Source organism: Pseudomonas paraversuta, assembly GCF_904067025.1.
GTDB lineage: Bacteria > Pseudomonadota > Gammaproteobacteria > Pseudomonadales > Pseudomonadaceae > Aquipseudomonas > Aquipseudomonas paraversuta.
On sequence record NZ_CAJFDA010000001.1, the window covers coordinates 767,499 to 793,717 of the forward strand.

The following is a 26,219-nucleotide window of genomic DNA, read 5'->3' on the forward strand; positions in this document are numbered from 1 at the left end:
GCGAAAATGCGCCGCCATCACCTGTCATTAGCGCAGCCTCGTCAGGCTAACTTGCTGATATTTCAGCACCTGACGGTTTGTCGTATCAGGAGAGTGGACGCCTCCACTGCACAAAAGGTTCACATTTTTTACGGCAGATTGCCACCCTTGTCCGACGAGCCATGGCACCAACGGTGGCTGCATGGGCCTAATTTGAGCTATAATCCGCGCCCTTTTTTGAATCAATCGTCAGGCGATTTCCCATGACCAACCAGGCCGCCGAAGTCGCGAAACGCCGCACTTTCGCCATTATTTCCCACCCCGATGCGGGTAAGACCACCATCACCGAAAAGCTGTTGCTGATGGGTAAGGCGATTGCGATCGCCGGTACGGTGAAATCGCGAAAGTCCGACCGCCATGCCACCTCCGACTGGATGGAAATGGAGAAGCAACGGGGTATTTCGATTACCACGTCGGTCATGCAGTTCCCGTATCGCGACCACATGATCAACCTGCTCGACACCCCGGGCCACGAAGACTTCTCGGAAGATACTTACCGCACCCTGACCGCGGTCGACTCGGCCTTGATGGTGCTCGATGGCGGTAAAGGTGTTGAGCCTCGGACCATCGCCCTGATGGACGTTTGTCGTCTGCGGGACACGCCAATCGTCAGCTTTATCAACAAACTCGACCGCGATATCCGTGACCCGATCGAGTTGCTGGACGAGATTGAAGCTGTCCTCAAGATCAAGGCCGCGCCGATCACCTGGCCGATTGGTTGCTACCGCGATTTCAAGGGTGTTTACCACCTGGCCGATGACTACATCATTGTCTACACCGCCGGTCATGGCCATGAGCGCACTGAAACCAAAATCATCGAGAAGCTCGACTCCGATGAGGCCCGTGCGCACCTGGGTGACGAGTACCAGCGCTTTGTCGACCAGCTGGAGCTGGTCCAGGGTGCCTGCCATGAATTCAACCAGCAGGAGTTCCTCGACGGCCAGCTGACACCGGTGTTCTTCGGTACGGCACTGGGCAACTTTGGTGTCGATCACGTGCTCGACGCGGTGGTCAACTGGACTCCGGAGCCGTTGCCCCGGGTGGCCAACGAGCGCACGGTGGAGCCGACTGAAGAGAAGTTCAGTGGCTTCGTGTTCAAGATCCAGGCGAACATGGACCCCAAGCACCGTGACCGTATCGCTTTTATGCGTATCTGCTCGGGCAAATACGAAAAGGGCATGAAAATGCGCCACGTGCGCACCGGCAAAGACATCCGTATCGGCGACGCCCTGACGTTCTTCTCTTCCGAGCGTGAACAGCTGGAAGAGGCGTTTGCCGGGGACATCATCGGCTTGCACAACCACGGCACGATCCAGATCGGTGACACCTTCACCGAAGGTGAAAGCCTGAGCTTCACCGGTATTCCGCACTTCGCCCCGGAGCTGTTCCGTCGCGTCCGTCTGCGCGATCCGCTCAAATCCAAGCAGCTGCGTCAGGGTTTGCAGCAACTGGCCGAAGAGGGCGCCACCCAGGTGTTTTTCCCGGAGCGCAGCAACGACATCATTCTGGGTGCCGTTGGTGTGCTGCAGTTCGACGTGGTCGCCAGCCGTCTGAAAGGCGAATACAAGGTGGAATGCTCCTATGAGCCGATCACCGTGTACTCGGCGCGCTGGATTGATTGCGACGATAAGAAGAAGCTTGAGGAGTTCAAGATCAAGGCAGTGGAAAACCTGGCGATTGACGGCGGTGGTCACCTGACCTACCTGGCGCCGACCCGGGTTAACCTGGCGTTGATGGAAGAGCGCTGGCCAGATGTGAAATTCCGCGCCACCCGTGAGCATCACTAAGAGCCACGGAGTTCTGGTTAAAAAAGCGAAGCCTGCGGGCTTCGCTTTTTTTTGCCCGTAAATCCTCGAACCTCGGGTTACAAAAGCCCATAACAATTTCGGTCGGGTAAGTCCAAATAGATCTATTGCGGGCAAAAGCTTTTCGGGAAAAAGCGCCGCAGGCGGACTAGGTTTAAATCGTATCTTTCCTACGACAAGGTGGAGTTCGCGATGAGGCTTTTTCAACGCATGGTGTTGTTGCTCAAAGTATTGGTCTTGCTGACGGTGAGTGCTTCAGCCGCATGGGCGAGCAATCCGCTGACGCTTCCGGGAGTCGGGGCTTCGGCCACTGGTGTCGCTGGCCCCACGGTGCATGCCATCTACAAGTCTGACTCTGAACCTGGTGATCAGGGGCAGGGCGGCAGTTCGGGGGATGATGATCAAACGGACGGTGATGGTGGCGCGGATGGCGGAGGCGACAACGGTGACAACGGTGATGAAGGCGACGAGGGGGACAGCCAGTCCTGACAGTCAGAATCCGGCTTTGTCCCTGCTCCCCGGCCCGGTGACAGGATGCAGGAGCTGGATGTTACATGGCCCGTGGGAGCTGGCTTGCCAGCGATAAGGATGCCCGGCTCCCACAGGTTGTTTGTCGGTGTTAAACGCTCAAGAACTGCTCCGCGTGATGGCAGGCAACCTGGCGGTTGTCCAGCAGGCGCAGGGCAGGTTCCTCTGTACTGCACAGCTCGGTCGCATAGGGGCAGCGCTTGTGGAAGGCGCAGCCCGACGGCGGGTTCAACGGGTTGGGCAACTCGCCGACGATTTTGATTTTCGGCTTGTTCGGGTCCGGGTGGATGGTCGGTGTGGCCGACAGCAGCGCCTGGGTATAGGGGTGCAACGGGCGGGTGTAGATCTCCTCCTTGGGCCCCATTTCTACCGGGCGGCCGAGGTACATCACCAGGACCTGATCGGCGACATGCCTGACCACCGCCAGGTTGTGGGAGATGAACACGTAGGCGGTGTTGAACTCCTGCTGCAAATCCATGAACAGGTTGAGCACCTGCGCCTGAATCGATACGTCGAGGGCGGAGGTCGGTTCGTCGGCCACCAGCACCTTGGGTTGCAGCATCATGGCGCGCGCCAGGGCGATCCGCTGGCGCTGGCCACCCGAGAACATGTGCGGGTAGCGATGGTAATGCTCAGGGCGCAAACCCACTTGCTTCATCATCGCCTGCACTTTATCGCGGCGTTCGCTGGCGCTCAGGCTGGTGTTGATCAGTAACGGCTCGGCCAACTGATCACCGACCTTTTGCCGCGGGTTGAGCGAGGCGTAAGGGCTCTGGAACACCATCTGAACGTCTTTGCGCAGTTGCTTGCGTTCAGCCTTGTTGGCCCCGGCGACTTCCTGGCCGGCGATTTTCAGCGAACCTGAAGACGGCTCTTCGATCAGGGTCAGGGCGCGGGCCAGGGTGGATTTTCCGCACCCGGACTCGCCAACCACGGCGAGGGTTTTGCCTGCCTCCAGTTCAAAGGATACACCGTTGAGGGCGCGTACCAGGGCGTGGCCCTTGAACATGCCGCGGGACACTTCGTAGTGACGGGTGAGGTCACGGGCGGTAAGAACGACAGTCATTACGCCACCTCCTGGTTCAAGGGGAAGAAGCAGCGTACCTGGCTGTGAGCCCTGGGCTCCAGCGCCGGACGTTGCTGGCGGCAGGTGTCTTGTACATAAGGGCAGCGCGGCGACAGCAGGCAGCCCTGGGGACGGTCGTAACGCCCCGGCACGATGCCGGGCAAGGTCGCCAGACGGGAAGCCCCCATGCTGTGTTCCGGGATCGCCGCCAGCAGGGCTTCGCTGTAAGGGTGAGCCGGTACGTCAAACAACCCTGGCACGCTACCGACTTCGACCGCCTGGCCGGCGTACATCACGCACACCCGTTGCGCGGTTTCGGCAACCACCGCCAGGTCGTGAGTGATCAGCACCAGGCCCATGTTTTGCTCACGTTGCAGATTGAGCAGCAAGTCCATGATCTGGGCTTGAATGGTCACGTCCAGCGCAGTGGTCGGTTCGTCGGCGATCAGCAGTTTCGGTTCGCCGGCAATCGCCATGGCGATGGCTACGCGCTGGCTCATGCCGCCCGAAAGTTGATGCGGGTAGGCTTCCATGCGGCTGGCCGCGCCGGGAATTTCGACCTTTTCCAGCAGCTCGATGGCGCGTTTGCGTGCTTCTTTCTTCGACATCTTCAGGTGCAGGCGCAGGACTTCTTCGATCTGGAAACCCACGGTGTAGCTGGGATTGAGCGCGGTCATCGGGTCCTGGAAGACCATGGCCATGTCCTTGCCGACGATTTTCCGGCGTTGACGGGCGCTGAGGGTCAGCATGTTTTTGCCGTCGAAATTCAGCGCGTCGGCAGTGACGATACCCGGATGCTCGATCAGGCCCATCAGCGCCATCATGGTCACGGATTTACCGGAACCGGATTCGCCGACAATGGCCAGAACTTCGCCTTTATCCACAGACAGGCTCAAACCGTCGACCACAGGCACAGCCTTGGCGTCGCCAAAGCGGACGTTGAGATTCTTGATTTCTAAAAGTGACATGGGAATCTCCTCAGGCGGCGTTCTTGAGTTTCGGGTCCAGCGCATCGCGCAGACCGTCGCCCATCAAGTTGATTGCCAGCACGCTGAGCAAAATGGTCAAACCGGGCAGACTGACGACCCACCAGGCGCGTTCGATGTAGTCACGGGCCGAGGCCAGCATGGTGCCCCATTCAGGGGTTGGCGGTTGTACGCCCAAACCGAGGAAGCCCAGAGCCGCAGCGTCGAGAATCGCCGAGGAGAAGCTCAGGGTGGCCTGTACGATCAGGGGAGCCATGCAGTTGGGCAGTACGGTGACGAACATCAGGCGCGGCAAGCTGGCACCGGCCAGGCGGGCAGCGGTCACGTAGTCGCGGTTCAGTTCGCCCATCACCGCAGCACGGGTCAGACGCACATAGGACGGCAATGAAACCACGGCAATTGCGATCACGGTGTTGATCAGGCCAGGGCCGAGGATGGCGACGATTGCCACCGCCAGCAGCAAGGACGGCAGGGCCAGCATGATGTCCATCAGACGCATGATGCCCGGGCCGAGGATGCGCGGGAAGAATCCGGCAAACAGGCCCAGAATCACGCCGGGGATCAGGGAAATGACCACCGAGGACAAGCCGATCAGCAGTGACAGGCGCGAACCTTCGATCAGGCGTGACAGCAGGTCGCGGCCCAGTTCGTCGGTGCCCAGCAGAAATTGCCATTGGCCGCCTTCCAGCCACACCGGCGGGGTCAGCAGGAAGTCGCGGTATTGCTCACTCGGGTTATGGGGTGCGACCCAGGGGGCAAACAGGGCGCAAAACACAATCAGGCACATGAACATCAGGCCGGCAACGGCCCCTTTGTTCCTGGAAAAGGCGTGCCAGAATTCTTTGTAAGGCGAGGGATAAAGCAGGCTTTGATCCACTTCGGTAGCGTTGGTCGATGTACTCATGGTCAGAATCTCAGCGCTGGTGGCGAATGCGTGGGTTGGCAAAGCCGTAGAGGATGTCCACTACGAAGTTGACCAGAATCACCAGGCAGGCGATTAACAGGATGCCGTTTTGCACCACGGGATAGTCCCGGGCACCAATGGCTTCGATCAGCCACTTGCCGATGCCGGGCCAGGAGAAGATGGTTTCGGTCAGGACGGCGCCGGCCAGCAGGGTGCCGACTTGCAGACCCACGACAGTCAGTACCGGGATCAGCGCATTGCGCAGGCCGTGCACGAATACGACCCGGGCAGGTGACAAGCCTTTGGCGCGGGCCGTGCGGATGTAGTCTTCGCGCAGCACTTCGAGCATGGATGAACGGGTCATCCGGGCGATCACGGCCAATGGAATGGTGCCGAGCACGATGGCCGGCAGAATCATGTGGTGCAGCGCGTCCCAGAAAGCTTCTGGCTCGTCGCTGAGCAGGGTGTCGATCAACATGAAACCGGTTCTCGGCTCAATGTCGTAAAGCAGGTCGATGCGTCCGGAAACCGGGGTCCAGCCCAGGGTTACCGAGAAGAACATGATCAGAATCAGGCCCCACCAGAAGATGGGCATCGAATATCCCGCGAGGGAGATGCCCATCACCCCGTGGTCAAATAGCGAGCCTCGTTTGAGTGCTGCAATGACCCCTGCCAGAAGCCCGAGGATGCCGGCGAACAACAGCGCGGCCATCGACAGTTCAAGGGTGGCCGGGAACAGCGCTGAAAACTCGGTCCATACGCTTTCACGGGTTCTCAGTGATTCACCCAGGTCACCGTGGGCGAGCTTGCCGATGTAGTCGAAATACTGCTCATAGAGCGGCTTGTTCAGGCCAAGCCGTTCCATGGCCTGGGCGTGCATCTCAGGGTCAACCCGACGTTCACCCATCATGACTTCGACCGGGTCGCCCGGAATCATGCGGATCAGGGCAAAAGTCAGCAAGGTAATGCCGAAGAAAGTGGGTATCAACAACCCCACTCGGCGGGCAATAAAACTAAACATCGTGTGGTGTACCTCATCAGCCGGTTAGGCAGGTCCGCCAGAGCCCGGGTGGGCAATGGCGGGTGTTTTTATTGTTCTACTTCACCCGGGTGGTGGCGAAGTTGTTGTTGGTCAGGGGGCTAAGGATGTAGCCCTCGACGTTTTTGCGCATGGCGGTAAAGAGCATTGGGTGTACCACGTTAATCCAGGGTTGATCCTGATGGAATATCACCTGTGCCTGCTCATAGAGTGCAGCGCGCTGCTCGGGTTCAGTGATGTTGCGGGCCCTGGTGATCAGTGCTTCGAAGTCCTTGCTGCACCAGCGGGCGTAGTTTTCGCCGTTTTTGGCCGCCTCGCAACTGAGCAGTGGGGTCAGGAAGTTGTCCGGGTCGCCGTTATCTCCGCCCCAACCGGTGGAGACCAGATCATGTTCGCCACTTTTTGCACGCTTGAGCATTTCGCCCCATTCCATGACCCGGATGTCGAGTTTGATCCCGATCTTCTGCAGGTCGGACTGTAACAGCTGCGCTCCGAGCATCGGGTTGGGATTGGTCGGGCCGCCGCCATTGCGGGTGAAGAGGGTGAGTACCGTGCCTTCGGGAACGCCTGCTTCCTTGAGCAGCGCCCGGGCCTTGTCCAGGTCCCGGGGCGGGCTTTGCATGTCCTTGTTGAAGCCAAGCATGGTCGGCGGGTAGGGGTTGATGGCAACCAGAGCATTGCCTTCACCGTGCACGGTGTTGAGGTAGGTCTGTTTGTCGAAGGCCATGTCTATGGCTTTGCGCACCCGCACATCGCTGAGGTATTTGTGGCTGGAGTTCATGGCGATGTAACTGGTCATCAGTGCGGCCAGTTCATCCACCTTGAGGTTCGGGTCCTTGCGGATGTTTTTGACTTCATCGGGCTTGGGGTACAGCGCGATCTGGCACTCGTTGGCCTTGAGTTTCTGCAGGCGCACGTTGCTGTCGGTGGTGACGGCGAAGATCAGTACGTCGCTGGGCGGCTTGCCACGGAAGTAATCCGGGTTGGCCTTGAAGCGCACCTGTGCGTCCTTGTTGTAGCGCACAAAAATGAACGGCCCGGTGCCGATCGGCTTGCTGTTCAGCTCTGCGGTTTTACCGGCCTTGAGCAACTGGTCGGCGTACTCGGCAGAGTAGATAGAGTTGAACGGCATGGCGATGTCCCGCAGAAACGGCGACTCGGCGTGGTTGAGGGTGATCTTGACGGTCATGTCGTCAACTTTGTCGACGCTCTTGAGCAGGTCTTTAAAGCCCATGCTTTCAAAGTAGGGGTAGCCGACCAGGGAAAGTTTGTGCCACGGGTGATTCGGGTCCAGCTGGCGCTGAAAGCTCCAGAGCACATCATCGGCATTGAGGGTGCGGGTCGGTTTGAAATAGTCGGTGCTGTGGAACTTCACGCCGGGGCGCAGATAGAAGGTGTATTCGAGTCCGTCGGGGCTGATGTCCCAGCGTTCGGCCAGGGCCGGTTCTACATCGGTGGTTCCGGGGGCGAAGTCGACCAGGCGGTTGAGCACGGTTTCCGCAGAGGCGTCGGCCGTCACGGCAGTGGTGTACTGAACGATATCAAACCCTTCCGGGCTGGCTTCGGTGAAGACCACCAGGTTTTTCGCCGAAACACTGACCGCTGTACTGAGCAGTGCCACAGCAAGAGCGGTGCGTAGTGGAAGTCTTTTCATGGCAACCCTTCTCCAATCGCTTGAACCAGCTAGAGGGTTACGGCTGATGCCCGGATCAGCCGTAACCTTGTTTTTTAATCGGGTGATTAAAGGATGTTGAATGGAATGGTTGTTACCAGACGGAACTCGTTGATGTTGCCGTCAGACTGGTTTTTGCTGGCGCGGTGCGTGGTATAGGTCGCGCGGATCGCGGTGGCCTTGAGTGGTCCGCTCTGGATAGCATAAGACGTGCCAACGCTGTACTCGTAGTGGGTTTCGCCGTCCATGTTCTTGACGTCATAGGCGGTGCCCTTGTAATGGGTACCGTCAATGTCCCAGCCACGGGCGTGGTAGGCGTTGAACTTCAGGCCCGGGATGCCGTACTGCGCCATGTTGATGCTGTAGGCCAGTTGCAGCGATTTCTCGTTCGGGCCGTTGAAGTCCGAGAGCAAGGAGTTGGCCAGGTAAATGCCGTTGGTTTCGTGCAGGTAGTCGAAGTACTCGTCACCGACGATTTGCTGGAATGACAGCGACAGGGTATGAGCCTGGTGGCTCAGGGCGAAGGCCAGGCTGTAGGCGTCGTTGTTGATGTTGCCTAGGGCCTTGCTGCCGGTGTCGAGGGTCTTGTAGTAGTTGAAGTTGGTGTTCAGGCCCAGTACGGCGCTGTCACCGATATCGTGCACGGCGCCGAAGTAGTACTGGTTCCAGAAATCTTCAACGTGGGTGGCATACAGCGTGGTTTTCAGATTTTTGAACGGCTGGTAGTTAAGGCCGGCCACACTGGCGCGATCGGTTTCTACGCCGGTGGCGCCGTATTCACTGCGGAACTTGCTCAGGCTTTGCTCGGTCCGTGGCGATACACGATCGAAGGAGCCGGCGTCGAAGGACAGGTTGTTGAACTCTTCACTGTGCAATCCCACGCCCTGGAAGCTGGAAGGCAATGCGCGGTTGCCGATCACGTCGATGGTCGGGCTGCTGAAGTTCTGTCGGCCTACGGTCAGCGTGGTGTTGGAGATGCGGGCGCTGAGGTTGGCCAGGCCCAGCTTGCTCCATTGACCGACAGCATCACCATCGCTGTGGGTCAGGGTGCGGTTGTTCGGTCCGGCGATGTCCTTGGCGTCGCGGTCAAGGGCAACGGCGTTGTAAGCCGCGACCTGGGTGCTGAAACCGACGGTACCCTCAGTGAACCCCGACCGGTAGTCGATGATGGTGCCCTGTACCCAGTTGATCCGGCGCGGAGTGGTTTCCCGGGTGCCGTTGTGGTTGTAGGTAAAGCGGTCATCACGGCGTTTGAGCTCGTTGGCGTACCAGTTACGCGTGGTACCGCCCAGTGTCTGCTCTTCAACAAAACCCTTGGTTTCACTTTGCGCGCTGGCGCCGGTTTTAAGTTCAGTCGCGATGAATTCTTCAGCAACTGCCATCGAGGCAAGGCCGCTGATGGATAAAGCTAACAATGCGCTGCTTGTGACTTTCATGGTTGAGGCTCCTTGGCTTTCTTTTTTTATTGCCGTTCTTTTTTGTTTGAATCGGCTGTTGTGGAACGTTTTGAAGCATTGCAAACGTTTGCGCTGCGCACGATCGGCGACACTTCAGCGGGCCACTGGAGGTGGCCTGCCGAGGTTGTAGCGAATCGGAGCAGTTAGTCGTTGAGACTCACGCCGGAGAAGGCGTTACGACCAAACGGGCTGACCTGGAAGCCTTCCACCTTGGCGCTGAGCGGCTGGTTGACCGTCGAGTGCGCTATCGGAGTCATCGGCACCTGTTGCTTGATCAATTGCTGGGCCTGTTTGTAGAGCACTGTGCGCTGGTCGCGATCGGTAACGATCTTGGCGTTCTTGACCAGGGTGTCGTACTCCTTGTTGCACCACATGGAGTAGTTGTTGCCGCCGATCGCATCGCAGCTGTACAGGGTGCCGAGCCAGTTGTCCGGGTCACCGTTGTCACCGGTCCAGCCAATCAGGCTGATGTCATGCTCGCCATTTTTGGTGCGCTTGATGTACTCGCCCCATTCATAGCTGACGATCTTGACCTTGAGCCCGATCTTGCCCCAGTCCGACTGCAGCATTTCAGCCATGAGTTTGGCGTTCGGGTTGTACGGGCGCTGTACGGGCATGGCCCACAGGGTGATTTCGGTGCCTTCCTTGACGCCTGCGGCCTTCAGCAGCTCTTTGGCTTTTTCGGGGTTATAAGGTGCGTCGACAATGGTTTCGTCATAGGACCACTGCGTTGGCGGCATGGCGTTGACCGCTTTTTGCCCGGCGCCCTGGTAAACCGCCTTGAGGATGGCGTCCTTGTTGACCGCCATGTCCAGCGCCTGACGCACTTGCAGCTGGTCGAAGGGCTTGTGTTGCACGTTGTAGGCGATGTAGCCCAGGTTGAAGCCCGGCTTTTCGATGACTTGCAGCTTGGGGTCGGCCTTGAGGGCTGCCACGTCCGCAGGGCGCGGGCTAAGGGAAACCTGACATTCGTTTTTACGCAGTTTTTGCATGCGCGCAGACGCGTCGACGTTGATCGAGAAAATCAGGTTGTCGAGTTTGACCTGGTCCGGCTTCCAGTAATCCTTGTTGGCCGCGTAGCGAATGTTCGAGTCTTTTTGATAGCGCTGAAATACGTACGGCCCGGTGCCCACAGGTTTCTGGTTGATGTCGCTGGGCTTGCCGGTCTTGAGCAACTGGTCGGCGTATTCGGCCGACAGGATCGAGGCAAAGCTCATGGCCAGGTTCTGGATGAACGCCGCGTCCACCGAGTTGAGTTTCATGACCACGGTCATCGGGTCGGTCTTTTCGACGCTGGCGATGTTCTTGTCCAGGCTCATCCCGGTGAAATACGGGAATTCGGTCGGGTAGGCCTTACGGAAGGGATGGTCGGCGCTGAGCATGCGGTTGAAGGTGAACAGCACGTCATCGGCATTGAAATCACGGGTCGGGGTGAACCATTTGGTGGTGTGAAACTTGACCCCGTCGCGCAGATGGAAGGTGTAGGTCAGGCCGTCTTCGGAAATATCCCAGCGGGTGGCCAGCGCCGGACCGGCAGCAGTGCCGCCTTTTTCAAATTCGGCCAGGCGGTTGTAAATGGGTTCGGCCGCGTCGTTGTCGGTGGCGGTGGTGTATTGCGCAGTATCAAAACCGGCCGGGCTGCCTTCGGAGCAGAACACCAGGCTGTTGGCGGCGTTCGCGAGCGGGCTGCCGGCAAGTACGCCGGCGCTCAATAGCACAGATAAAACCAGTGGGTTGCGCATGGCGTTCCCAATCCTTTTTTTTGTTTTTGGTCCCTGAACGCGCGCCGTGGGCTGGGCTGTTCAGTGGTTCGGTAGCGTCAGCCAGAGAGCCGCACCCTGCGCAATAAACTTGCTGTACCTCGACGTTAGGACGTCGGCGTGCAGCCGTAAATGCGCCAGGCCTGACAATCACGTAGGAAACGTCTCGACGTCCTATAGCCTCTGCGTCAGTACGCAGCAGCTTCAAGATGAGGGGGATTTCCGTTGTCCTGGCAGGCAAGCGAGTGCGCCATTCAGGCCGCACTCGCCAGTGCTTTTATTTGCTGATGCCTACGCCGTAGAAGGACGTCAGGCCAAGGGGGCTGATTTTGAAGTCCTGGACGGTGCTGCGCATCGGTTGATACACCGTCGAGTGGGCGATAGGTGTCATCGGAACCTGCTCTTTGAGAAGGTGCTGCGCCTGTTTGTACAGCTTGGTGCGCTCAGCCACGTCGGTGGTGGCCTTGGCAGTCTTGATCAGCTTGTCGAACTCTGGATTGCACCACTTGGAGAAGTTGTTGCCTTCAATGGCATCGCAACCGAACAGCGTACCGAGCCAGTTGTCCGGGTCACCGTTGTCGCCGCTCCAGCCAATCAGCATCGCACCGTTTTCACCGCCCTTGGAACGCTTGATGTACTCGCCCCATTCGTAGGTCATGATCTTGGCCTTGATGCCAATCTTGCTCCAGTCCGACTGCAGCATTTCAGCCATCAGCTTGGCGTTGGGGTTGTAGGGGCGTTGAACCGGCATGGCCCACAGGGTGATTTCGGTGCCTTCCTTGATGCCGGCTTCCTTGAGCAGCTCTTTGGCTTTCTCAGGGTTGTAGGGCGCGTCCTTGATCGTGTCGTCATAAGACCACTGGGTGGGCGGCATTCCGTTAACCGCCAATTGCCCCGCCCCCTGATATACCGAATCAATGATTTGCTGTTTGTTTACCGCCATGTCCAGTGCCTGTCGCACCTTGAGCAGGGCCATCGGGTTGGGTTCGTTGCTGCCCTTGATCTTGTCCATGACGTTGTAAGCGATATAGCCGACGTTGAACCCAGGCTTTTCGGGCATCTGCAGGTCTTTGTCGGCTTTAAGTGCCGCGAGGTCAGCCGGGCGCGGGTAAATGGTGACCTGGCATTCGTTCTTTTTCAGCTTCTGGATGCGCACTGACGGGTCAGTGGTGATGGCGAAGATCAGGTTGTCGATTTTGACGTCTTCAGGCTTCCAGTAATCCTTGTTGCCGGTGTAGCGGATGTTGGAGTCTTTCTGGTAGCTCTTGAATACAAAAGGCCCGGTGCCGATCGGCTTTTGATTGATATCGGAAGGCTTGCCTTCCTTGAGCAGTTTGTCGGCGTACTCGGCAGAGCCTATGGATGCAAAGTGCATCGCCATGTTCTGGATAAACGCAGCATCAACCGTGTTCAGCGTGAACTTGACGGTCTTGTCATCGATTTTTTCCACCTTGGCGATGTTTTTATCCATGCCCATGTCGGTGAAATAAGGGAATTCGGTGGGGTAGGCCTTACGGAACGGCATGTCTTTATCGAGCATGCGGTTGAAGGTGAAGAGCACGTCATCGGCGTTGAAATCGCGCGTAGGCTTGAAATAAGGGGTGGTGTGAAACTTGACTCCATCGCGCAGGTGGAAGGTGTAGGTCAGGTTGTCCGGCGAAATGTCCCAGCTGGTGGCCAGACCGGGCTCAACGTTGGTGCCTCCACGTTCGAACTGGCTCAGGCGGTTATAGATGGTTTCTGCTGATGCATCGAAGTCAGTACCAGTGGTGTACTGACCCGGGTCAAAACCGGCCGGGCTGCCTTCGGAGCAAAACACCAGATTGGTCGCCGCCTGGGCGAAAGGTGCACTGGCGAGCAGGCTGGCGCCCACTAGAAACGGAATGACCGCGTGTTTGAACATGGTGACCTCATGATTTTTGTCATTTTTGGTTTGAGGGCGACCTTGTGAGTCGACCCGGCGATACTTATGCACAGCCCATACCCAATGCAATATGCGTAGGCCAACGAACTGATAAAACGTGGAACGATCGTACAAGAATGTCGCTTATGTATAACTTCTGGCGCATTTGATCGTTTGCGTGGCGTTTTTCGACTCATTTAGTTACACGTATGCGACATTTCGGGTGCTGCTCTGCACTGGTATGGAGCGGGCTGTTACTTATCTGGATTTCAGTCGGGAAAAGATGTCAGTCAGTGCTGATTGGGGATGTAGGATTTATCCGATTGTTAATCCGAATGTTCCGGGTGCGGCTTCTGAAAACGCAAAAGCCCTTGCGGCGTGAGCACGGCAAGGGCTTTTGGTGTCGCGTCGGGGACTTATTGCATCTGGACTTCAATCACGCCATCGGCGCTCATGCTGACTTCGCTGGTGCCGGCTTCGACATCGGGAGTCGGTGCGGCGTCCATCGCCGGTGCGGCGGCTTTCATCATCATCGCGCTGCGCATGTAGGGTTGCGGATAACCGTTGGTGTTGAGGTTTAGGTTGACGATCTTGTAACCCTTGCCGCCCAGTGCGTCGGTGGCCAGTTGAGCACGGGCCTTGAATGCGTTGACGGCATCCTTGAGCAATGCGTCTTCACTGGTTTTGCGGGTGGCGTTGGCGACGGTGAACTGCATGTTGCCCATTTTCAGGGTTTGCATCAGATCGCCGGTGAGCTTGGACAGTACGGCAAAATCTGTACTCTCCAGGCGTAGCTCGGCGCGCTCGCGCCAGCCGGTGATCTTCTGGGTCTTGTTGTCATAGATGGGGTAGCTGCTGCGATTGCCCTGGCGCAGGGTCACGGCCTTGACTTGCTTGGCCTCGCCAATGGCCTTGTTCATCGCGGTGGTGATTTCTGCGGCCAGCTTGGCCGAGTCGGTGTTCTGGGCTTCGGTGTACAGGGTCACGATCATCAAGTCGCGCGGCACTTCCTGACTGGCTTCGGCACGCAAGGAAACCTGATTGTAATGAACCTCTTCAGCCAGGGCTGGCAAGCTGGCAAGTGCGCCGAGGCTCAGGGTCAAAAGGGCAGCGGTGGGCTGGAAAGTAGACATAAAGGCTCCTGGGATGGGGAACGCAGTCCAGTCGTGCCAGCTGCGTCAGATCCTTAAGACTGTAGAGAGTGGCCATCAGTTCGCCCAGTTACATTTTCAATACATCTTCCAGCCGTATGCAGGAGCGAGCTTGTTCGCGAGTTCTTCGCTGCTGGATCCAGGCTCGCGAGCAAGCTCGCTCCTGCGGCTTGAGGGGCTGTTAGCCTGTTTTCTGACAAATACACTGTGGCCGTTTGCCGCACTTCTGTCTGTCAGGTCGCCTGCTTGGTTATACTCCCGGCGATTCGCCTGCAGCGCTCATCAGGAGAGCTCATGCTCGCCCCCGTACAGTTATTGTCAGAAACACGCCAAAACCTCTGGCGTCTTACCCTTATCCGCACTCTGGTGCTGGCCGCGCAGGCAGGTTCCGTCGGTATTGCCTACGCATTCGATCTGCTGCCGCTGCCCTGGTTCCAGCTGAGTGTGACCCTCGGGTTTTCCATGCTGTTGTGTGCGTTTACCGCTATCCGGCTGCGTACCACATGGCCGGTGACTGAGCTGGAGTACGCGTTGCAACTGGCGTGCGACCTGTTTATCCACAGTGCATTGCTGTATTTCTCGGGCGGCTCGACCAATCCGTTTGTCTCGTACTATCTGGTGCCCCTGACCATTGCCGCAGTGACGCTGCCCTGGCGTTTTTCCGTGGTGCTTTCCGGCATCGCCCTGGCGCTGTACACCCTATTGATGATGCAGTCCTACCCGCTGGATGCGGGCGCCTTCTTCCGCGAAAAGCTGCAGATTTACGGCATGTGGCTGAGCTTTGCGTTATCAGCGGCAGTGATCACTTTTTTTGCCACGAAAATGGCCCATGAGCTGCGCCGTCAGGAAGAACTGCGCGCCCTGCGCCGTGAAGAAGGTTTGCGCGACCAGCAATTGCTTGCGGTCGCCACCCAGGCGGCAGGTGCGGCCCATGAGTTGGGGACGCCCTTGTCGACCATGAGCGTGCTGATCAAAGAGATGCGCCGCGATCACCTCGATCCGGAGCTGCAGGATGATCTGAGCGTGCTGCAGGACCAGGTCAAATTATGCAAAGAGACGTTGCAGCAGTTGGTACGTGCCGCCGAAGCCAATCGCCGCCTGGCCATTGAAGAGCAGGATGTTACCGACTGGCTGAACGAAGCCTTGAATCGCTGGCACTTGATGCGCCCGGAAGCGACCTATCGTTTTCAATGCCTGGGACACGCGCCGGTTCCGCGTATGGCACCGCCCCCCGATCTGACCCAGGCATTGCTCAACTTGTTGAACAATGCAGCGGATGCCTGCCCTGAAGGGCTGGAGGTTTGCCTGGACTGGGATGCCGTGGATTTGACGATCAGTATTCGCGACCACGGTCCGGGTGTACCGTTGGCCATCGCCGAGCAAATCGGCAAACCTTTTTTTACCACCAAGGGCAAAGGTTTCGGCCTGGGCCTATTCTTGAGCAAAGCCAGCGTGACACGCGCCGGCGGCTCGGTAAAACTCTACAGTCACGAGGATGGCGGCACGCTCACCGAGCTGCGCCTGCCACGTGTCGCCCGAGGAAACGAAAATGAGTGAAGAAATCCAGGTCGAAGGCGAAGAGCTGCCACATTTGCTGCTGGTGGATGACGACGCCACATTTACCCGCGTCATGGCACGGGCCATGGGCCGCCGCGGATTTCGCGTCAGCACCGCAGGGTCGGCTGAAGAAGGCCTGATCCTGGCACAGCAGGACCTGCCTGATTATGCTGCGCTGGATCTGAAAATGGAGGGTGACTCGGGGTTGGTATTGCTGCCCAAGCTGCTCGAACTTGACCCGGAAATGCGGGTGGTGATCCTCACCGGTTATTCGAGCATCGCCACTGCTGTCGAGGCGATCAAGCGCGGCGCCTGCAATTATCTGTGCAAGCCGGCCGATGCTGACGATGTGCTGGCAGCCTTGCTCTCCCAGCATGCCGACCTTGAAACCCTGGTGCCGGACAATCCGATGTCGGTTGACCGCTTGCAGTGGGAACACATCCAGCGCGTTCTGGGTGAGCATGAAGGCAATATCTCCGCTACGGCCCGCGCCCTGGGCATGCACCGCCGCACTTTGCAGCGCAAATTGCAGAAGCGTCCGGTTCGACGCTGAACCGCAGCTGTAGCCATGGTGTTGCGGCTTGCAACCAAATGGCTGCAGCCCCTAATCTGTATCGAAACGTGTCATGGCGTTACAGGCCGGTTGTCCTGACCGGCCTGCAGAGTGCTCTTTACTCCAACCGAGGCTGAACGATGAATCAGAACGCTGAGGCTTCTGTGGTGAATGATGCTGTGCGTGGAGATTTCATACCTCGGGTCTGGGGCCTCATAACACCCTACTGGCGCAGTGAAGAGCGGGCCAAGGCCTGGCTGTTGTTGATCGCGGTGATTGCCCTGTCGTTGGTCAGCGTGGGCATCTCGGTGTGGATCAACCACTGGTACAAGGACTTCTATAACGCGCTGGAGAAAAAGGACGGCGAGGCGTTCTGGAGCCTGATCGGTTACTTCGGGATCATCGCTGCGGTGGGGATTGTCGGTGCGGTGTACCGGCTGTATCTGACCCAGATGCTGACTATCCGCTGGCGACGCTGGCTGACCGAGCAGCATTTTTCACGCTGGCTCGCCCACAAAAATTATTACCAGCTGGAGCAGGGCGGTTATACCGACAACCCTGACCAACGTATCAGTGAAGACCTCAACTCGTTCACCGACAGCACCCTGACCCTGGGACTGGGCTTGATCCGCACCGTGGTCAGTCTGGTTTCGTTCTCGATTATTTTGTGGGGCGTTTCCGGCAGCATCGAAGTCTTCGGCATCACTATTCCCGGTTACATGTTCTGGTGTGCGTTGCTGTATGCCGCTGTCGGCAGTTGGCTGGCGCACTTGATCGGTCGACGTCTGATCGGTCTGAACAACCAACAACAACGCTTTGAAGCTGACCTGCGTTTTTCGATGGTCCGGGTACGTGAAAACGCCGAAAGTATTGCCCTGTACAACGGCGAACCCAATGAACATGAGCGCCTCAGCACCCGCTTCGACAAGGTCTGGAAAAACTTCTGGACCCAGATGAAGGTGCAAAAACGCCTGACGTTCTTCACCGCGGGCTACTCGCAAATCGCCATTATCTTTCCGTTTATCGTTGCGGCACCGCGCTACTTCGCCGGCAAGATCGAGCTGGGCGAGCTGATGCAAATCAACTCGGCCTTTGGCAACGTACAAGAGAATTTCAGCTGGTTTATCGATGCCTACGTCACCCTGGCCGCATGGCGCGCCACCTGCGACCGTCTGCTGAGTTTCCGGCAGGCCATGACCGACAACGAACAGCGTCCGCCGGCGATTGACCTCGAGACCCGGGGCCATGCCTTGAAGATTGATGATCTGAGTCTGGACCTAGCCGATGGCCGGCATTTGCTGCATGAGGCCAGCCTGCAAGTGGCGCCGGGGGAACGATTGATGCTCAGTGGTCGTTCCGGCAGCGGTAAAAGTACCTTGCTGCGGGCAATGGGAGGCCTCTGGCCGCAAGGCGGCGGGGCGATTCGCCTGCCAGAGGAACGCGGGCTGTTTTTGCCGCAGAAACCTTATTTGCCCATAGGCACTTTGCGTGACGCATTGAGTTATCCACAGACCGGCGACAGCTATCCGTCCGAGCGTTATGAGCAAGTACTGCGTACCTGTCGCCTGGAGCATCTGATTCCCAAGCTGGATGAGCCCAACCACTGGCAGCGCCTGCTTTCCGGGGGCGAGCAACAGCGGCTGGCCTTTGCCCGTGTGCTGCTGTATCGCCCGCAGTGGCTGTATATGGACGAGTCGACCTCGGCGATGGATGAGGAAGATGAGGCCATGCTGTATCAAGCCCTGATTGATCAGTTGCCGGGGCTGAGCATTGTCAGTGTGGGGCATCGCAGTAGTCTGACGCGCTTCCATCCACGGCATGTGCGGATTCAGGACGGGCAGTTGATTGCCCGCTAGGGAGGCGGGCGGGAGGCTGCGAGGGTCTCCCGATGCCCGCAGCCCGCATGCTAGAGTGCGGCTCCCTGCGTTCTGGAGCCCGACATGAGTCTTTTACTTCGCTGTGCTGCTCTGAGCCTGATGCTGGCCAGCCTGCCTCTGGTGGCGGCACCCGCCGCTACACCGCCCCTGCATGGGCAGTTCTTGCCTGCCGATGATCTTCAGCTGCGGGCCGGACAGCCCGAGCAACAGCAGTTGATGCTGGTGACCTCGTATTCCGTGGTGCTGGGCAGTCAGCGCCAGTCCAATCAGCAGCCGATTCCCGTAACGTCTCCCTTGTCGGTGCGATTGAAGGGCAAGCCGATGAGTCAGGGGGCGACCGTGCGCCAGGTGCTGATATCGTTCGATGGCGAAAGCAAAAGCCTGAAAAAGCCTGTGTTTGACAGCAAAACCCGGACCTTGAGCCTTTCCTATCCGCAGTCCCAATACCGGGTGGTGATGGATCTGCTGCGCAACGACACGGTCTACTGTCAGTTTTTGACCTACGCCAATGGCCATGTTTGGGCCGACTTGCACACCGGCAGCGTGCGCGCGCGTTGAGCCTTGGGTAAACTGCGGGCCCCGTGAAGTATCAGCAGGCTGGAGTCGGACATGCGTAAAGATAAGAAACAGTTGATTGGTGACGAGATCGGCGATGAGCAGATCAAATTGTTCCTGGACTTCGAGCCTGTGGACGCCACTTCGCCGTCGCTGCACAAACTGATCAAAGCCTATCGTGGTCTGCGCATCGACGATTTCGAGCGTTTCCTGACCTTCTTCAAGGAAGCCGGGTATGACCTGGATGGCAAGGATGAACAGGGCCAGACGTTCGTCGAAATCATCAAGGATCAGCGCCACGCTGCCGATTACATCGAGCTCATCGACAACGCCCGCGGTTAACCAGACGCGCCGCTGACGAGGTACGAGGCGGCGACCAGGGTGCAGCATTGTCGAAGCAACAAAAAAGCCCGTCCCCCAAAAGGGGACGGGCTTTTTTTCAGGCGCAGAGGTTACGCGATGCTGGTGGTGGTCGGTTCAACCAGTTCCAGCAACTCGGAGTTGCGGGTGCTGACTTCACGGTACAGCTGAGCATCGGTTTCGAGGACCTTCTCCCGGGCCGGGAAAATTTCCTTGAGCTTGGTCGCCCATTCGCCAGCAGCCTTTTGAGGGAAGCAACGTTCGATCAGGTCGAGCATGATCGAGACAGTTACCGAAGCACCCGGAGACGCTCCCAGCAGAGCGGCCAGCGAGCCGTCCCTTGCTGCAACCAGTTCAGTGCCGAACTGCAGCACGCCACCTTTTTTCGGGTCTTTCTTGATGATCTGTACCCGTTGTCCGGCCACTTCAAGACGCCAGTCTTCGGCTTTGGCCTGCGGGTAGAAGCGACGCAGGGAGTCCAGGCGTTGTTCCATCGACTGACGCACTTCGCTGACCAGGTATTTGGTCAGGTCCATGTTGTCCCGTGCCACAGCGAGCATTGGCCCGATGTTGCCCGGGCGAATCGACATCGGCAGATCAAGGAATGAACCGTGTTTGAGGAACTTGGTGGTGAAGCCGGCATAGGGTCCGAACAGCAACGATTTCTTGCCATCCACCACCCGGGTGTCCAGGTGCGGTACTGACATCGGTGGCGAGCCCACTGCCGCCTGGCTGTAAACCTTGGCCTGGTGCAGTTTGACCACTTCAGGGTTATCGCAACGCAACCACTGGCCACTTACCGGGAAGCCACCGTAGCCTTTGCTCTCTTCGATGCCTGAAGCCTGCAGCAACGGCAATGCCGCGCCACCAGCGCCCAGGAATACGAACTTGGCATCGATGTGCCGGGTAGTGCCGCTATTGGTGTCCTTGATGCTCACCGTCCAGCCGCTGCCGTTGCGCTTGAGGCCGGTGACCTTTTTGCTGTACTTGATCTGCGTGTCCGGTGCGCTGCCCAGGTGTTTGAGCAGTTGCTGGGTCAGGGCCCCGAAGTTGACGTCGGTACCCTGCATCACGCGGGTCGCCGAGATGGCCTGGTCCGCAGGGCGGCCCTGCATCATCAACGGCATCCATTCGGCCATTTTGCCTTTGTCTTCGGTGTATTCCATGTCTGAAAACGCGTGGTGCCGGCTCAGCACTTCAAAGCGTTTTTTCAGGAAGGACACGCCTTTTTCGCCTTCGACATAGCTCAGGTGAGGCACCGGGCTAATAAAGGATTTGCAGGAACCGAAGGTCCCTTTTTGCGCCAGATAGGCCCAAAACTGCTTCGATACCTCGAACTGGGCATTGATATGCACAGCCTTTTTGATATCGATCGAACCATCTGCCGCCTGCGGCGTGTAGTTCAATTCACAAAGGCCAGCGTGACCGGTGCCTGCGTTGTTCCACGGGTTGGAACTTTCCGCGGCACCCGAGTCCATCTGCTCAACAACTTCCAGCTTGAGGCCGGGGTCGAGCTCTTTGAGCAGTACGGCGAGGGTGGCACTCATGATGCCCGCTCCAACCAGTACTACGTCGACTGCTTCGTTATGCGCCATTAACGCGTCTCCAAAATCTACGGCACCAAATTGACGGCATAGCTGCCAGGTCACCCGGGGCATGTTTGAGTCAGGGCCCCGGGTCACTCATGGCCAGGATCGCCATGTCCGATTATTCGCAATTTCTTGCAGCTTCAGCGCACGCTCAGACCAGGGCCTTCAGGGTTCATATGAACGCATTTCAGTACCCGTGAGGCAATTCGACTTAAGGTCTAGAGCGTCCGTTTGTGCAACCAAATCCGTAAGCGGACAGGCTTTCAGTCGTGTGCGCAGTAGCCCGCGACTGTCCTGCTTGGTGAGACTGTTTCAGACGCTAATGGTGCATGTTCAGACGCAAAACTTTTCATTTGCTCGCCACACTCTTGTGAAGTTGTGAAACCCGTTTTTTTTTCACGCTCTTTTGAAGACGTGAACCTCAAAAAAGGGCTGCCGCAAGCCTGGTACCTGACCCGTGAATGGCATGCCGCAAACGGCATAACGGGAAAAAAGCAGTGGCCTGGCCAATGGCAGCTCTGGCAGATCGAGTAAAGGCGGTGGTTTGCGCAGTGAACAGCAAGCTCGCCAGCTTCACATGATCTGTGTGGGCGACTCTCTGTGGGCGGTGCCGGGGAGCTAATACAAGCGCATTAGCGGTGCTGCGAGGCCCGATCAGGAGACGTCCTTATAATCGGGGGGAGATTGTAACGAAGAAACGCGGGCAATTGATCCTGTTAAATGACTTTTATTGGTTCGCCAGTCAAAGACCTAACAGCGGTAGCACCGCCGAACGCGTTGCACGCGAGGGGATACGGGCGCTGGCGGGTAGTACCTGGTGTAACCAGTTGAGGCGGATTTCTTCGATTTCGACCCAGGCATCGCCGACGGGCGGTTGTTTGCATTGCTTGAATGCCTGGCAGCGGCCTGCGCTGTCCAGTCGGGCGAAGCAGCGACGGGGGCGGGTAAAGCTGAGCAGCGACCATAGACTGTTCATGGGCGGGCACCTCGGGAGTCAGTAACGCAAACACTACCGGCATGAGGTGACAGCCCCATGTATCGGTCATGACAAGGGGGTGACAGCAAGCGGCTAGTTAGCAAGTGCAGTGCACCGCTATACTGGCGGCCTGTTTTACCCAGTCCTGGAGAGATGAGCATGTTGCAACGCCTGTTGTTCGGTTTGATTACTGTGACCAGTTTGACCCTGGTCGGCTGTGCCCACAGCCCGCAACAACTCAGCCCGCAACCCAAGCTGACCGCGCAACTGGCGCCAGTGGGACGTGGTCAACCGGTGGTGGTGCGTGTGGTGGACGGTCGTCCGGGGCCGACTCTGGGCACCCGTGGCGGCATGTATCCGGAGACCAGCGCGATCAGCGTCAGCAGCGCAGATCTGATCCCCAAGCTGCAAGCCCAGGCCGAAGCGGCTGTGCGTCTGTTGGGCTACACGCCGACGTCCAATGCGATGAATGCGCCAACCCTGACCGTGACCCTGGCCGAACTGAAATATCAGTCGCCCAAGGACACCATGTACGTGACCGAAGCGACCATCGGCGCAACCTTTCGCTCTGATGTGAAAAACGGCGGCCGTACCTATAGTGGCCGTTACGGCGCGTCGCTGGACCAGCGCTTTGGCATGGCACCGAACCAGGAAACCAACACCAAACTGGTGAGTGACGTACTGAGTGATGCCCTGACCCGAGTGTTTAAAGACCCGGCTATTGGTCGTTTGCTCGGCGAGTAATGCCAGTAAGACAAAAAGCCCGGACTCTGTGAGTTCGGGCTTTTTTATGGGCAAAGGTTTCAGGCGGCTTCGGCATACAGTTCAAGCCGGCTGACGCCGGTCAGCAGGTCCAGCTCGGGCAAGTCGGCATGGGTGTGGCCGCTTAGTGCGCAATAGACCAGCCAATGGTGATCCTGGACGTTGAATGCCAGACCTTCGATCAACGCCTGCTGTTCATCGCTGGGAGTGATGAGGTAGAGGCGGTCCTGGTTTTCTGCGTGCAGCATGACAAGCTCCGTGTCGGTGTCGAGGGGCCATAGAGTGACCTATCTACATGACGATACGGTGACAGCTGAAATTACCCTGTGCCTGCAGGCGCGAGCTCTTGAAATCTCGCGAGACCGCGCCTGCAGCAGAGAAGGGGTTACAGAGGCAGGCCGGCCTTGACCCGATACTGGTTACGCACCGGCATTGCATACTGCAACACCAGATACGGCCGGTGTTCGACAGGGCAGGCGTCCAGGCGGCGTTGCCATTCTTCCTGGGCCTTGGCCAGTTCTTCGGCAGGGAACACTTGCGCAGCCAGTGGAACCTGCAGTTGCGGGTCGGCATCACTCCATTGTGCGTACGCCAGGTAGTGCGCCGGGAACAGGCGATAGCCGCTCAGAATGTGCCGGTCCATTTCGCTGGCCAGCAATTTGCTGTCCTCGAATGGCTCGCTGACAGGTGTCGAAAAGTTAACGTGCACACGGCCCTTGTAGCCGGTAATGCCGTTGGCAATGCTGGTGTCGTCTTCGCCCGCAGCCTTGCTGTAAGTGCCCGTGGTGGCGCGTATGTACAGCTCGCGAGCCTTGGCCTGGTCACAGGGGTCGTATTCGTAGCTGATGGACACCGGAGTCAGGTTCAGTGACTGAATAACCTCGGCAAACGGCTCGTTTTTACGGCTCATATGGAACATTTTCAGAATCGCCGAATCAGTACGGTCATCACCGTCCTTGGCGCGACCTTCAGCCTGTGCAATCCAGATCGACTGGCAGTCGTTGCGAATCGAATGGTTGATATAGGCCGACAGCAACTGATACGCCGCCAGCTTTTCACGGCGGCCGGTGATCGAGCGATGCACGATGAAGCTCTTGTTGAGGCGCATCAGATCGCTGACAAAGGGTTTTTGCAGCAGGTTGTCGCCAATGGCGATCCGCGGTGTTGGCAGGCCAGCGTGATAAACCGCGTAGTTGACGAAGGCCGGGTCCATCACGATATCGCGGTGGTTGGCCAGGAACAGATAGGCATTGCCGGCCTTCAACTGTTCGACGCCGGTGTAGGTCACACCGTCGGTTGCGTTTTCGATGGTGCGGTCGACATAGACTTCGACCTTGTCCTGTAAGGTGGCGACAGAAGTAACGCTGGCGAACTCTTTACGCAGACGATGCGCTATAAGGGGTTTTAACAACCAGCCGAAAGCGCCGGCCAGGCGCGGAAAGCGAAAGTGGGTCAGGATATCTAGAAACGCCTTGTCGCCGAGCAGCCGGGCCAGCACTGCTGGGACTTCTGCGTCGTCGTAAGGTCGGATGGTATCGAATTCGCCCATCATGCTCTCTTGTTGGAAACGGCTAGGGTTAGTACACAGGGCAGGACAAAAATAATAGCCCTGCAAATAGACGGCGATTATACGCACAAGTCACTCTGGAGACCGCGATGCTTGAGACTGAACACTACGATTGCCCGTATTGCGGTGAGGTGGCTGAAGCCGTGCTCGACCTCTCGGGTGGCGATCAGACCTACGTTGAAGATTGCCCCGTGTGTTGCCGGCCGATTGTGTTCCATCTTCAAACCGACGGTCAGGAGTGGATGCTTGATGTGCGTAGCGAGAACGAGTGATCACCATGCGCCGCATCTACGAGCCCCAGAATCTGATGGAAGCCGAGCTATTGCTGGGCATGCTTGCCAGTGAAGGGGTCGAGGCCCGACTGGACGGGGCTGATCTGGTCGGGGGGACCGGCGAGTTGCCGGCGCTCGGGTTGCTGGGGTTGACGGTGGCCGATGATCAGGCGCAATACGCGCGCCAGTTGATCGATGCGTACAATGCGGCGTCACCCGTGGCGGGCGATGAGCCTGAAAGCTTCCCGGATGTACTGATCTGCTGATCAGTGAATATTTTTTGCATCTATATAGAAGAGTTGTGCTGCCCCATGTGTGGACGTTTTGCCCTGTTTCGCTGGAACCCTGCATTTGCAGCCTTGCCCGGTTTTCCGGCGGATCAGCAGGCCCAGTGGAACATTTCACCCAATGACTCGGTATTGATCCTGCGTGCCGGTGCCGAACCCGGCCAGCGTGAACTGGCGCGGGCACGCTGGGGGCTCACCCCGCCGTGGCTGACTGACCTGTCGCGCACCCCGGCCCATGCCCGGGCCGAAACCGTGGCCGAGCAACCGATGTTTCGCGATGCCCTGCGCCAGCGCCGTTGCCTGATCCCGGCCAACGGTTTTTACGAATGGCGTGGGACCACGCGTAAAAGACCCTACTGGCTGACGCCGGGTGAGGGCGCTTCGCTGTTTTTTGCCGGCATCTGGGAGGCCTATCCGGTCGAGGGGCATGTGTGGCTCAGTACTGCGGTGATTACTCAGGCCGCCGCCAGTCAGCGTCGACCGCTGATTCTGGATGAGGCCGGGCAGCAGGCCTGGCTCGACCCTGAAACCCCGCTGCAGGACCTTCAGGCATTGCTCGCCAGCCCGCAAACGCCATTGCGCGAACGGCCGCTGGCCAATCTGGTCAATGATCCAAAACTTAATGCGCCCGAGTGTCTGACACCGGGTTGAGATACGATGCGCGCCATGTTTATGGAGAGTCATGATGGGTAAGTTAGCGGTAGTGTGCGCGGTGGGCGCCGGGGTATTGCTCGCAGGTTGCCAGGCGGTGAACACCACCAGTGGCGGCGCGGTAGGGGTTGAGCGCAAGCAGTACATGTTCAGCATGCTGTCGAGTCAGCAAGTGGATCAGATGTATGCGCAGTCGTACCAGCAGACTGTCACCGAGGCCAGCAGCAAAGGCGCACTGGACAAAACCAGCGCCAACGCCAAGCGTTTGCAAGCCATTGCCAACCGCCTGGTTGCCCGGGCGCCGTTTTTTCGTCCGGATGCCGCGCAATGGAACTGGGAGGTCAATCTGATCAAGAGCGACGAGCTCAACGCCAACTGCGGCCCGGGCGGCAAGATCATTTTCTATAGCGGGATCATTGATCAGCTCAAGCTCAGCGACGACGAAATCGCCGCCATCATGGGCCATGAAATTGCCCACGCCTTGCGCGAGCACGGGCGTGAATCCATGTCCAAAGCCTATGGCATCGAGATCGCCAAACAGGGCGCGGGGGCGTTGTTGGGCCTGGGCCAGGACAGCCTGCAACTGGCCGATACCGTGGTCAACTACAGCCTGACGCTGCCCAACAGCCGCAGCAACGAAAACGAAGCCGACCTGATCGGCCTTGAGCTGGCTGCCCGGGCGGGTTACAACCCGAATGCAGCGATTACCCTGTGGCAGAAAATGGCCGCGCAAGCGCAAGATGCGCCGCCGGAATTCATGAGCACCCACCCGGCGTCCAGCAGCCGGATTGCGGCATTGCAAGCGGCGATCCCCAAGGTGATGCCGCTGTATGAGCAAGCGCCGAAGACCCAGTAGGGTTAAGACCGCAGTGTTCCCATAGCCGGCAAGCCAGCTCCCACAAT

Annotated in this window: 25 protein-coding genes; 12 read left to right on the forward strand and 13 right to left on the reverse strand. The window is 58.2% G+C overall.

Annotated elements, in window-relative coordinates:
* The first annotated feature begins 242 nt into the window (after positions 1 to 242).
* Together JQ848_RS03695 and JQ848_RS03700 are read left to right on the forward strand one after the other, a co-directional pair.
* A complete protein-coding gene (locus JQ848_RS03695; protein ID WP_003443795.1) occupies positions 243 to 1,826 on the forward strand; it encodes a peptide chain release factor 3 in 1,584 nt (527 codons plus the stop codon).
* Positions 1,827 to 2,036: 210 nt separating this feature from the next.
* Entirely contained in the window at positions 2,037 to 2,333 is a 297-nt protein-coding gene (locus JQ848_RS03700; RefSeq protein ID WP_003443794.1) for a hypothetical protein, read from the forward strand.
* Positions 2,334 to 2,463: 130 nt separating this feature from the next.
* On the opposite strand, the gene JQ848_RS03705 is transcribed toward JQ848_RS03700, so the two are convergent.
* The 9 genes from JQ848_RS03705 to JQ848_RS03745 all read right to left on the reverse strand — a co-directional run bounded on the left by JQ848_RS03705 (position 2,464) and on the right by JQ848_RS03745 (position 14,292).
* Entirely contained in the window at positions 2,464 to 3,438 is a 975-nt protein-coding gene (locus JQ848_RS03705) for a peptide ABC transporter ATP-binding protein (protein WP_003443793.1), read from the reverse strand.
* A complete protein-coding gene (locus JQ848_RS03710) occupies positions 3,438 to 4,406 on the reverse strand; it encodes an ABC transporter ATP-binding protein (RefSeq protein ID WP_003443792.1) in 969 nt (322 codons plus the stop codon). Before JQ848_RS03710 ends, JQ848_RS03705 begins: the two co-directional genes overlap by 1 nt.
* Positions 4,407 to 4,416: 10 nt before the next feature.
* Positions 4,417 to 5,328, reverse strand: coding sequence for an ABC transporter permease subunit (locus JQ848_RS03715; RefSeq protein ID WP_003443791.1), 912 nt, complete (start codon positions 5,326 to 5,328; stop codon positions 4,417 to 4,419).
* Positions 5,329 to 5,338: 10 nt separating this feature from the next.
* Positions 5,339 to 6,349 (reverse strand): ABC transporter permease subunit, encoded by a 1,011-nt coding sequence (locus tag JQ848_RS03720; protein ID WP_003443789.1) that lies wholly within the window; start codon positions 6,347 to 6,349, stop codon positions 5,339 to 5,341.
* 76 nt (positions 6,350 to 6,425) lie between these two features.
* Positions 6,426 to 8,021 (reverse strand): ABC transporter substrate-binding protein, encoded by a 1,596-nt coding sequence (locus tag JQ848_RS03725; RefSeq protein ID WP_202210278.1) that lies wholly within the window; start codon positions 8,019 to 8,021, stop codon positions 6,426 to 6,428.
* A gap of 86 nt (positions 8,022 to 8,107) precedes the next feature.
* A complete protein-coding gene (locus JQ848_RS03730; RefSeq protein ID WP_003443785.1) occupies positions 8,108 to 9,475 on the reverse strand; it encodes an OprD family porin in 1,368 nt (455 codons plus the stop codon).
* A 164-nt stretch (positions 9,476 to 9,639) separates the two neighbouring features.
* Positions 9,640 to 11,238, reverse strand: a complete 1,599-nt coding sequence (locus JQ848_RS03735; RefSeq protein ID WP_003443782.1) for an ABC transporter substrate-binding protein — start codon at positions 11,236 to 11,238, stop codon at positions 9,640 to 9,642.
* Between the two features lie 295 nt (positions 11,239 to 11,533).
* Positions 11,534 to 13,159 carry an ABC transporter substrate-binding protein gene (locus JQ848_RS03740; RefSeq protein ID WP_003443773.1) on the reverse strand — a complete coding sequence of 542 codons (1,626 nt, stop codon included), beginning with the start codon at positions 13,157 to 13,159 and terminating at the stop codon, positions 11,534 to 11,536.
* A 416-nt stretch (positions 13,160 to 13,575) separates the two neighbouring features.
* Positions 13,576 to 14,292 (reverse strand): SIMPL domain-containing protein, encoded by a 717-nt coding sequence (locus tag JQ848_RS03745; protein ID WP_160626768.1) that lies wholly within the window; start codon positions 14,290 to 14,292, stop codon positions 13,576 to 13,578.
* A 312-nt stretch (positions 14,293 to 14,604) separates the two neighbouring features.
* On the opposite strand from JQ848_RS03745, the gene JQ848_RS03750 reads away from it, so the two are divergent.
* The 5 genes from JQ848_RS03750 (at position 14,605) to JQ848_RS03770 (ending at position 19,194) form a co-directional block, all read left to right on the forward strand.
* Positions 14,605 to 15,867 carry an ATP-binding protein gene (locus JQ848_RS03750; protein ID WP_003443771.1) on the forward strand — a complete coding sequence of 421 codons (1,263 nt, stop codon included), beginning with the start codon at positions 14,605 to 14,607 and terminating at the stop codon, positions 15,865 to 15,867.
* Positions 15,860 to 16,420, forward strand: coding sequence for a response regulator transcription factor (locus tag JQ848_RS03755; RefSeq protein ID WP_003443770.1), 561 nt, complete (start codon positions 15,860 to 15,862; stop codon positions 16,418 to 16,420). The genes JQ848_RS03750 and JQ848_RS03755 overlap by 8 nt, the downstream gene beginning before the upstream one ends.
* A gap of 140 nt (positions 16,421 to 16,560) precedes the next feature.
* The gene (locus JQ848_RS03760) at positions 16,561 to 18,276 is read left to right on the forward strand and encodes an ABC transporter ATP-binding protein/permease (RefSeq protein WP_003443768.1); all 1,716 of its coding nucleotides are present in this window, start codon (positions 16,561 to 16,563) and stop codon (positions 18,274 to 18,276) included.
* Between the two features lie 84 nt (positions 18,277 to 18,360).
* Entirely contained in the window at positions 18,361 to 18,855 is a 495-nt protein-coding gene (locus JQ848_RS03765) for a hypothetical protein (protein ID WP_003443766.1), read from the forward strand.
* 51 nt (positions 18,856 to 18,906) lie between these two features.
* Positions 18,907 to 19,194 carry a PA4642 family protein gene (locus JQ848_RS03770; protein ID WP_003443763.1) on the forward strand — a complete coding sequence of 96 codons (288 nt, stop codon included), beginning with the start codon at positions 18,907 to 18,909 and terminating at the stop codon, positions 19,192 to 19,194.
* A gap of 110 nt (positions 19,195 to 19,304) precedes the next feature.
* Here the strand turns inward: JQ848_RS03770 and mqo are convergent, their stop codons facing one another.
* Together mqo and JQ848_RS03780 are read right to left on the reverse strand one after the other, a co-directional pair.
* Positions 19,305 to 20,807, reverse strand: coding sequence for a malate dehydrogenase (quinone) (gene mqo, locus JQ848_RS03775; protein WP_003443760.1), 1,503 nt, complete (start codon positions 20,805 to 20,807; stop codon positions 19,305 to 19,307).
* A 736-nt stretch (positions 20,808 to 21,543) separates the two neighbouring features.
* On the reverse strand, positions 21,544 to 21,777 hold the full coding sequence (locus tag JQ848_RS03780) for a hypothetical protein (protein WP_003443757.1): 234 nt from the start codon (positions 21,775 to 21,777) through the stop codon (positions 21,544 to 21,546).
* 159 nt (positions 21,778 to 21,936) lie between these two features.
* On the opposite strand from JQ848_RS03780, the gene JQ848_RS03785 reads away from it, so the two are divergent.
* Positions 21,937 to 22,521 (forward strand): YajG family lipoprotein, encoded by a 585-nt coding sequence (locus JQ848_RS03785; RefSeq protein ID WP_003443754.1) that lies wholly within the window; start codon positions 21,937 to 21,939, stop codon positions 22,519 to 22,521.
* A 59-nt stretch (positions 22,522 to 22,580) separates the two neighbouring features.
* Here the strand turns inward: JQ848_RS03785 and JQ848_RS03790 are convergent, their stop codons facing one another.
* Together JQ848_RS03790 and JQ848_RS03795 are read right to left on the reverse strand one after the other, a co-directional pair.
* Complete coding sequence (locus tag JQ848_RS03790; RefSeq protein WP_003443751.1) at positions 22,581 to 22,787, reverse strand: hypothetical protein; 207 nt, start codon at positions 22,785 to 22,787, stop codon at positions 22,581 to 22,583.
* 137 nt (positions 22,788 to 22,924) lie between these two features.
* Positions 22,925 to 24,088 (reverse strand): 1-acyl-sn-glycerol-3-phosphate acyltransferase, encoded by a 1,164-nt coding sequence (locus JQ848_RS03795; protein WP_029612200.1) that lies wholly within the window; start codon positions 24,086 to 24,088, stop codon positions 22,925 to 22,927.
* Between the two features lie 107 nt (positions 24,089 to 24,195).
* Between JQ848_RS03795 and JQ848_RS03800 the strand changes: the two genes are divergently transcribed.
* The 4 genes from JQ848_RS03800 to JQ848_RS03815 are packed head-to-tail and all read left to right on the forward strand — an operon-like array spanning position 24,196 to position 26,172.
* The gene (locus tag JQ848_RS03800) at positions 24,196 to 24,378 is read left to right on the forward strand and encodes a CPXCG motif-containing cysteine-rich protein (RefSeq protein WP_003443745.1); all 183 of its coding nucleotides are present in this window, start codon (positions 24,196 to 24,198) and stop codon (positions 24,376 to 24,378) included.
* A 5-nt stretch (positions 24,379 to 24,383) separates the two neighbouring features.
* Positions 24,384 to 24,644: a putative signal transducing protein gene (locus JQ848_RS03805; protein WP_003443742.1), complete on the forward strand. Its 261-nt coding sequence runs from the start codon at positions 24,384 to 24,386 to the stop codon at positions 24,642 to 24,644.
* A 45-nt stretch (positions 24,645 to 24,689) separates the two neighbouring features.
* On the forward strand, positions 24,690 to 25,316 hold the full coding sequence (locus JQ848_RS03810) for an SOS response-associated peptidase (protein ID WP_003443741.1): 627 nt from the start codon (positions 24,690 to 24,692) through the stop codon (positions 25,314 to 25,316).
* 34 nt (positions 25,317 to 25,350) lie between these two features.
* Positions 25,351 to 26,172 (forward strand): M48 family metallopeptidase, encoded by an 822-nt coding sequence (locus tag JQ848_RS03815; RefSeq protein ID WP_127196807.1) that lies wholly within the window; start codon positions 25,351 to 25,353, stop codon positions 26,170 to 26,172.
* Positions 26,173 to 26,219 lie beyond the last annotated feature (47 nt).

Excerpts from the sequence above, each read along its gene's own strand:
- JQ848_RS03700 (WP_003443794.1), top strand. The coding sequence starts at position 2,037 with ATGAGGCTTTTTCAACGCATGGTGTTGTTGCTCAAAGTATTGGTCTTG.
- JQ848_RS03765 (WP_003443766.1), top strand. The coding sequence starts at position 18,361 with ATGAGTCTTTTACTTCGCTGTGCTGCTCTGAGCCTGATGCTGGCCAGC.
- JQ848_RS03800 (WP_003443745.1), top strand. The coding sequence starts at position 24,196 with ATGCTTGAGACTGAACACTACGATTGCCCGTATTGCGGTGAGGTGGCT.
- JQ848_RS03735 (WP_003443782.1), bottom strand. The coding sequence starts at position 11,238 with ATGCGCAACCCACTGGTTTTATCTGTGCTATTGAGCGCCGGCGTACTT.
- JQ848_RS03705 (WP_003443793.1), bottom strand. The coding sequence starts at position 3,438 with ATGACTGTCGTTCTTACCGCCCGTGACCTCACCCGTCACTACGAAGTG.
- JQ848_RS03780 (WP_003443757.1), bottom strand. The coding sequence starts at position 21,777 with ATGAACAGTCTATGGTCGCTGCTCAGCTTTACCCGCCCCCGTCGCTGC.
- JQ848_RS03815 (WP_127196807.1), top strand. The coding sequence starts at position 25,351 with ATGGGTAAGTTAGCGGTAGTGTGCGCGGTGGGCGCCGGGGTATTGCTC.
- JQ848_RS03750 (WP_003443771.1), top strand. The coding sequence starts at position 14,605 with ATGCTCGCCCCCGTACAGTTATTGTCAGAAACACGCCAAAACCTCTGG.
- JQ848_RS03720 (WP_003443789.1), bottom strand. The coding sequence starts at position 6,349 with ATGTTTAGTTTTATTGCCCGCCGAGTGGGGTTGTTGATACCCACTTTC.
- JQ848_RS03755 (WP_003443770.1), top strand. The coding sequence starts at position 15,860 with ATGAGTGAAGAAATCCAGGTCGAAGGCGAAGAGCTGCCACATTTGCTG.
- JQ848_RS03740 (WP_003443773.1), bottom strand. The coding sequence starts at position 13,159 with ATGTTCAAACACGCGGTCATTCCGTTTCTAGTGGGCGCCAGCCTGCTC.
- JQ848_RS03790 (WP_003443751.1), bottom strand. The coding sequence starts at position 22,787 with ATGCTGCACGCAGAAAACCAGGACCGCCTCTACCTCATCACTCCCAGC.
- JQ848_RS03785 (WP_003443754.1), top strand. The coding sequence starts at position 21,937 with ATGTTGCAACGCCTGTTGTTCGGTTTGATTACTGTGACCAGTTTGACC.
- JQ848_RS03795 (WP_029612200.1), bottom strand. The coding sequence starts at position 24,088 with ATGGGCGAATTCGATACCATCCGACCTTACGACGACGCAGAAGTCCCA.
- JQ848_RS03745 (WP_160626768.1), bottom strand. The coding sequence starts at position 14,292 with ATGTCTACTTTCCAGCCCACCGCTGCCCTTTTGACCCTGAGCCTCGGC.
- JQ848_RS03695 (WP_003443795.1), top strand. The coding sequence starts at position 243 with ATGACCAACCAGGCCGCCGAAGTCGCGAAACGCCGCACTTTCGCCATT.
- JQ848_RS03810 (WP_003443741.1), top strand. The coding sequence starts at position 24,690 with ATGTGTGGACGTTTTGCCCTGTTTCGCTGGAACCCTGCATTTGCAGCC.
- JQ848_RS03760 (WP_003443768.1), top strand. The coding sequence starts at position 16,561 with ATGAATCAGAACGCTGAGGCTTCTGTGGTGAATGATGCTGTGCGTGGA.
- JQ848_RS03770 (WP_003443763.1), top strand. The coding sequence starts at position 18,907 with ATGCGTAAAGATAAGAAACAGTTGATTGGTGACGAGATCGGCGATGAG.
- mqo (WP_003443760.1), bottom strand. The coding sequence starts at position 20,807 with ATGGCGCATAACGAAGCAGTCGACGTAGTACTGGTTGGAGCGGGCATC.
- JQ848_RS03805 (WP_003443742.1), top strand. The coding sequence starts at position 24,384 with ATGCGCCGCATCTACGAGCCCCAGAATCTGATGGAAGCCGAGCTATTG.
- JQ848_RS03730 (WP_003443785.1), bottom strand. The coding sequence starts at position 9,475 with ATGAAAGTCACAAGCAGCGCATTGTTAGCTTTATCCATCAGCGGCCTT.
- JQ848_RS03715 (WP_003443791.1), bottom strand. The coding sequence starts at position 5,328 with ATGAGTACATCGACCAACGCTACCGAAGTGGATCAAAGCCTGCTTTAT.
- JQ848_RS03725 (WP_202210278.1), bottom strand. The coding sequence starts at position 8,021 with ATGAAAAGACTTCCACTACGCACCGCTCTTGCTGTGGCACTGCTCAGT.
- JQ848_RS03710 (WP_003443792.1), bottom strand. The coding sequence starts at position 4,406 with ATGTCACTTTTAGAAATCAAGAATCTCAACGTCCGCTTTGGCGACGCC.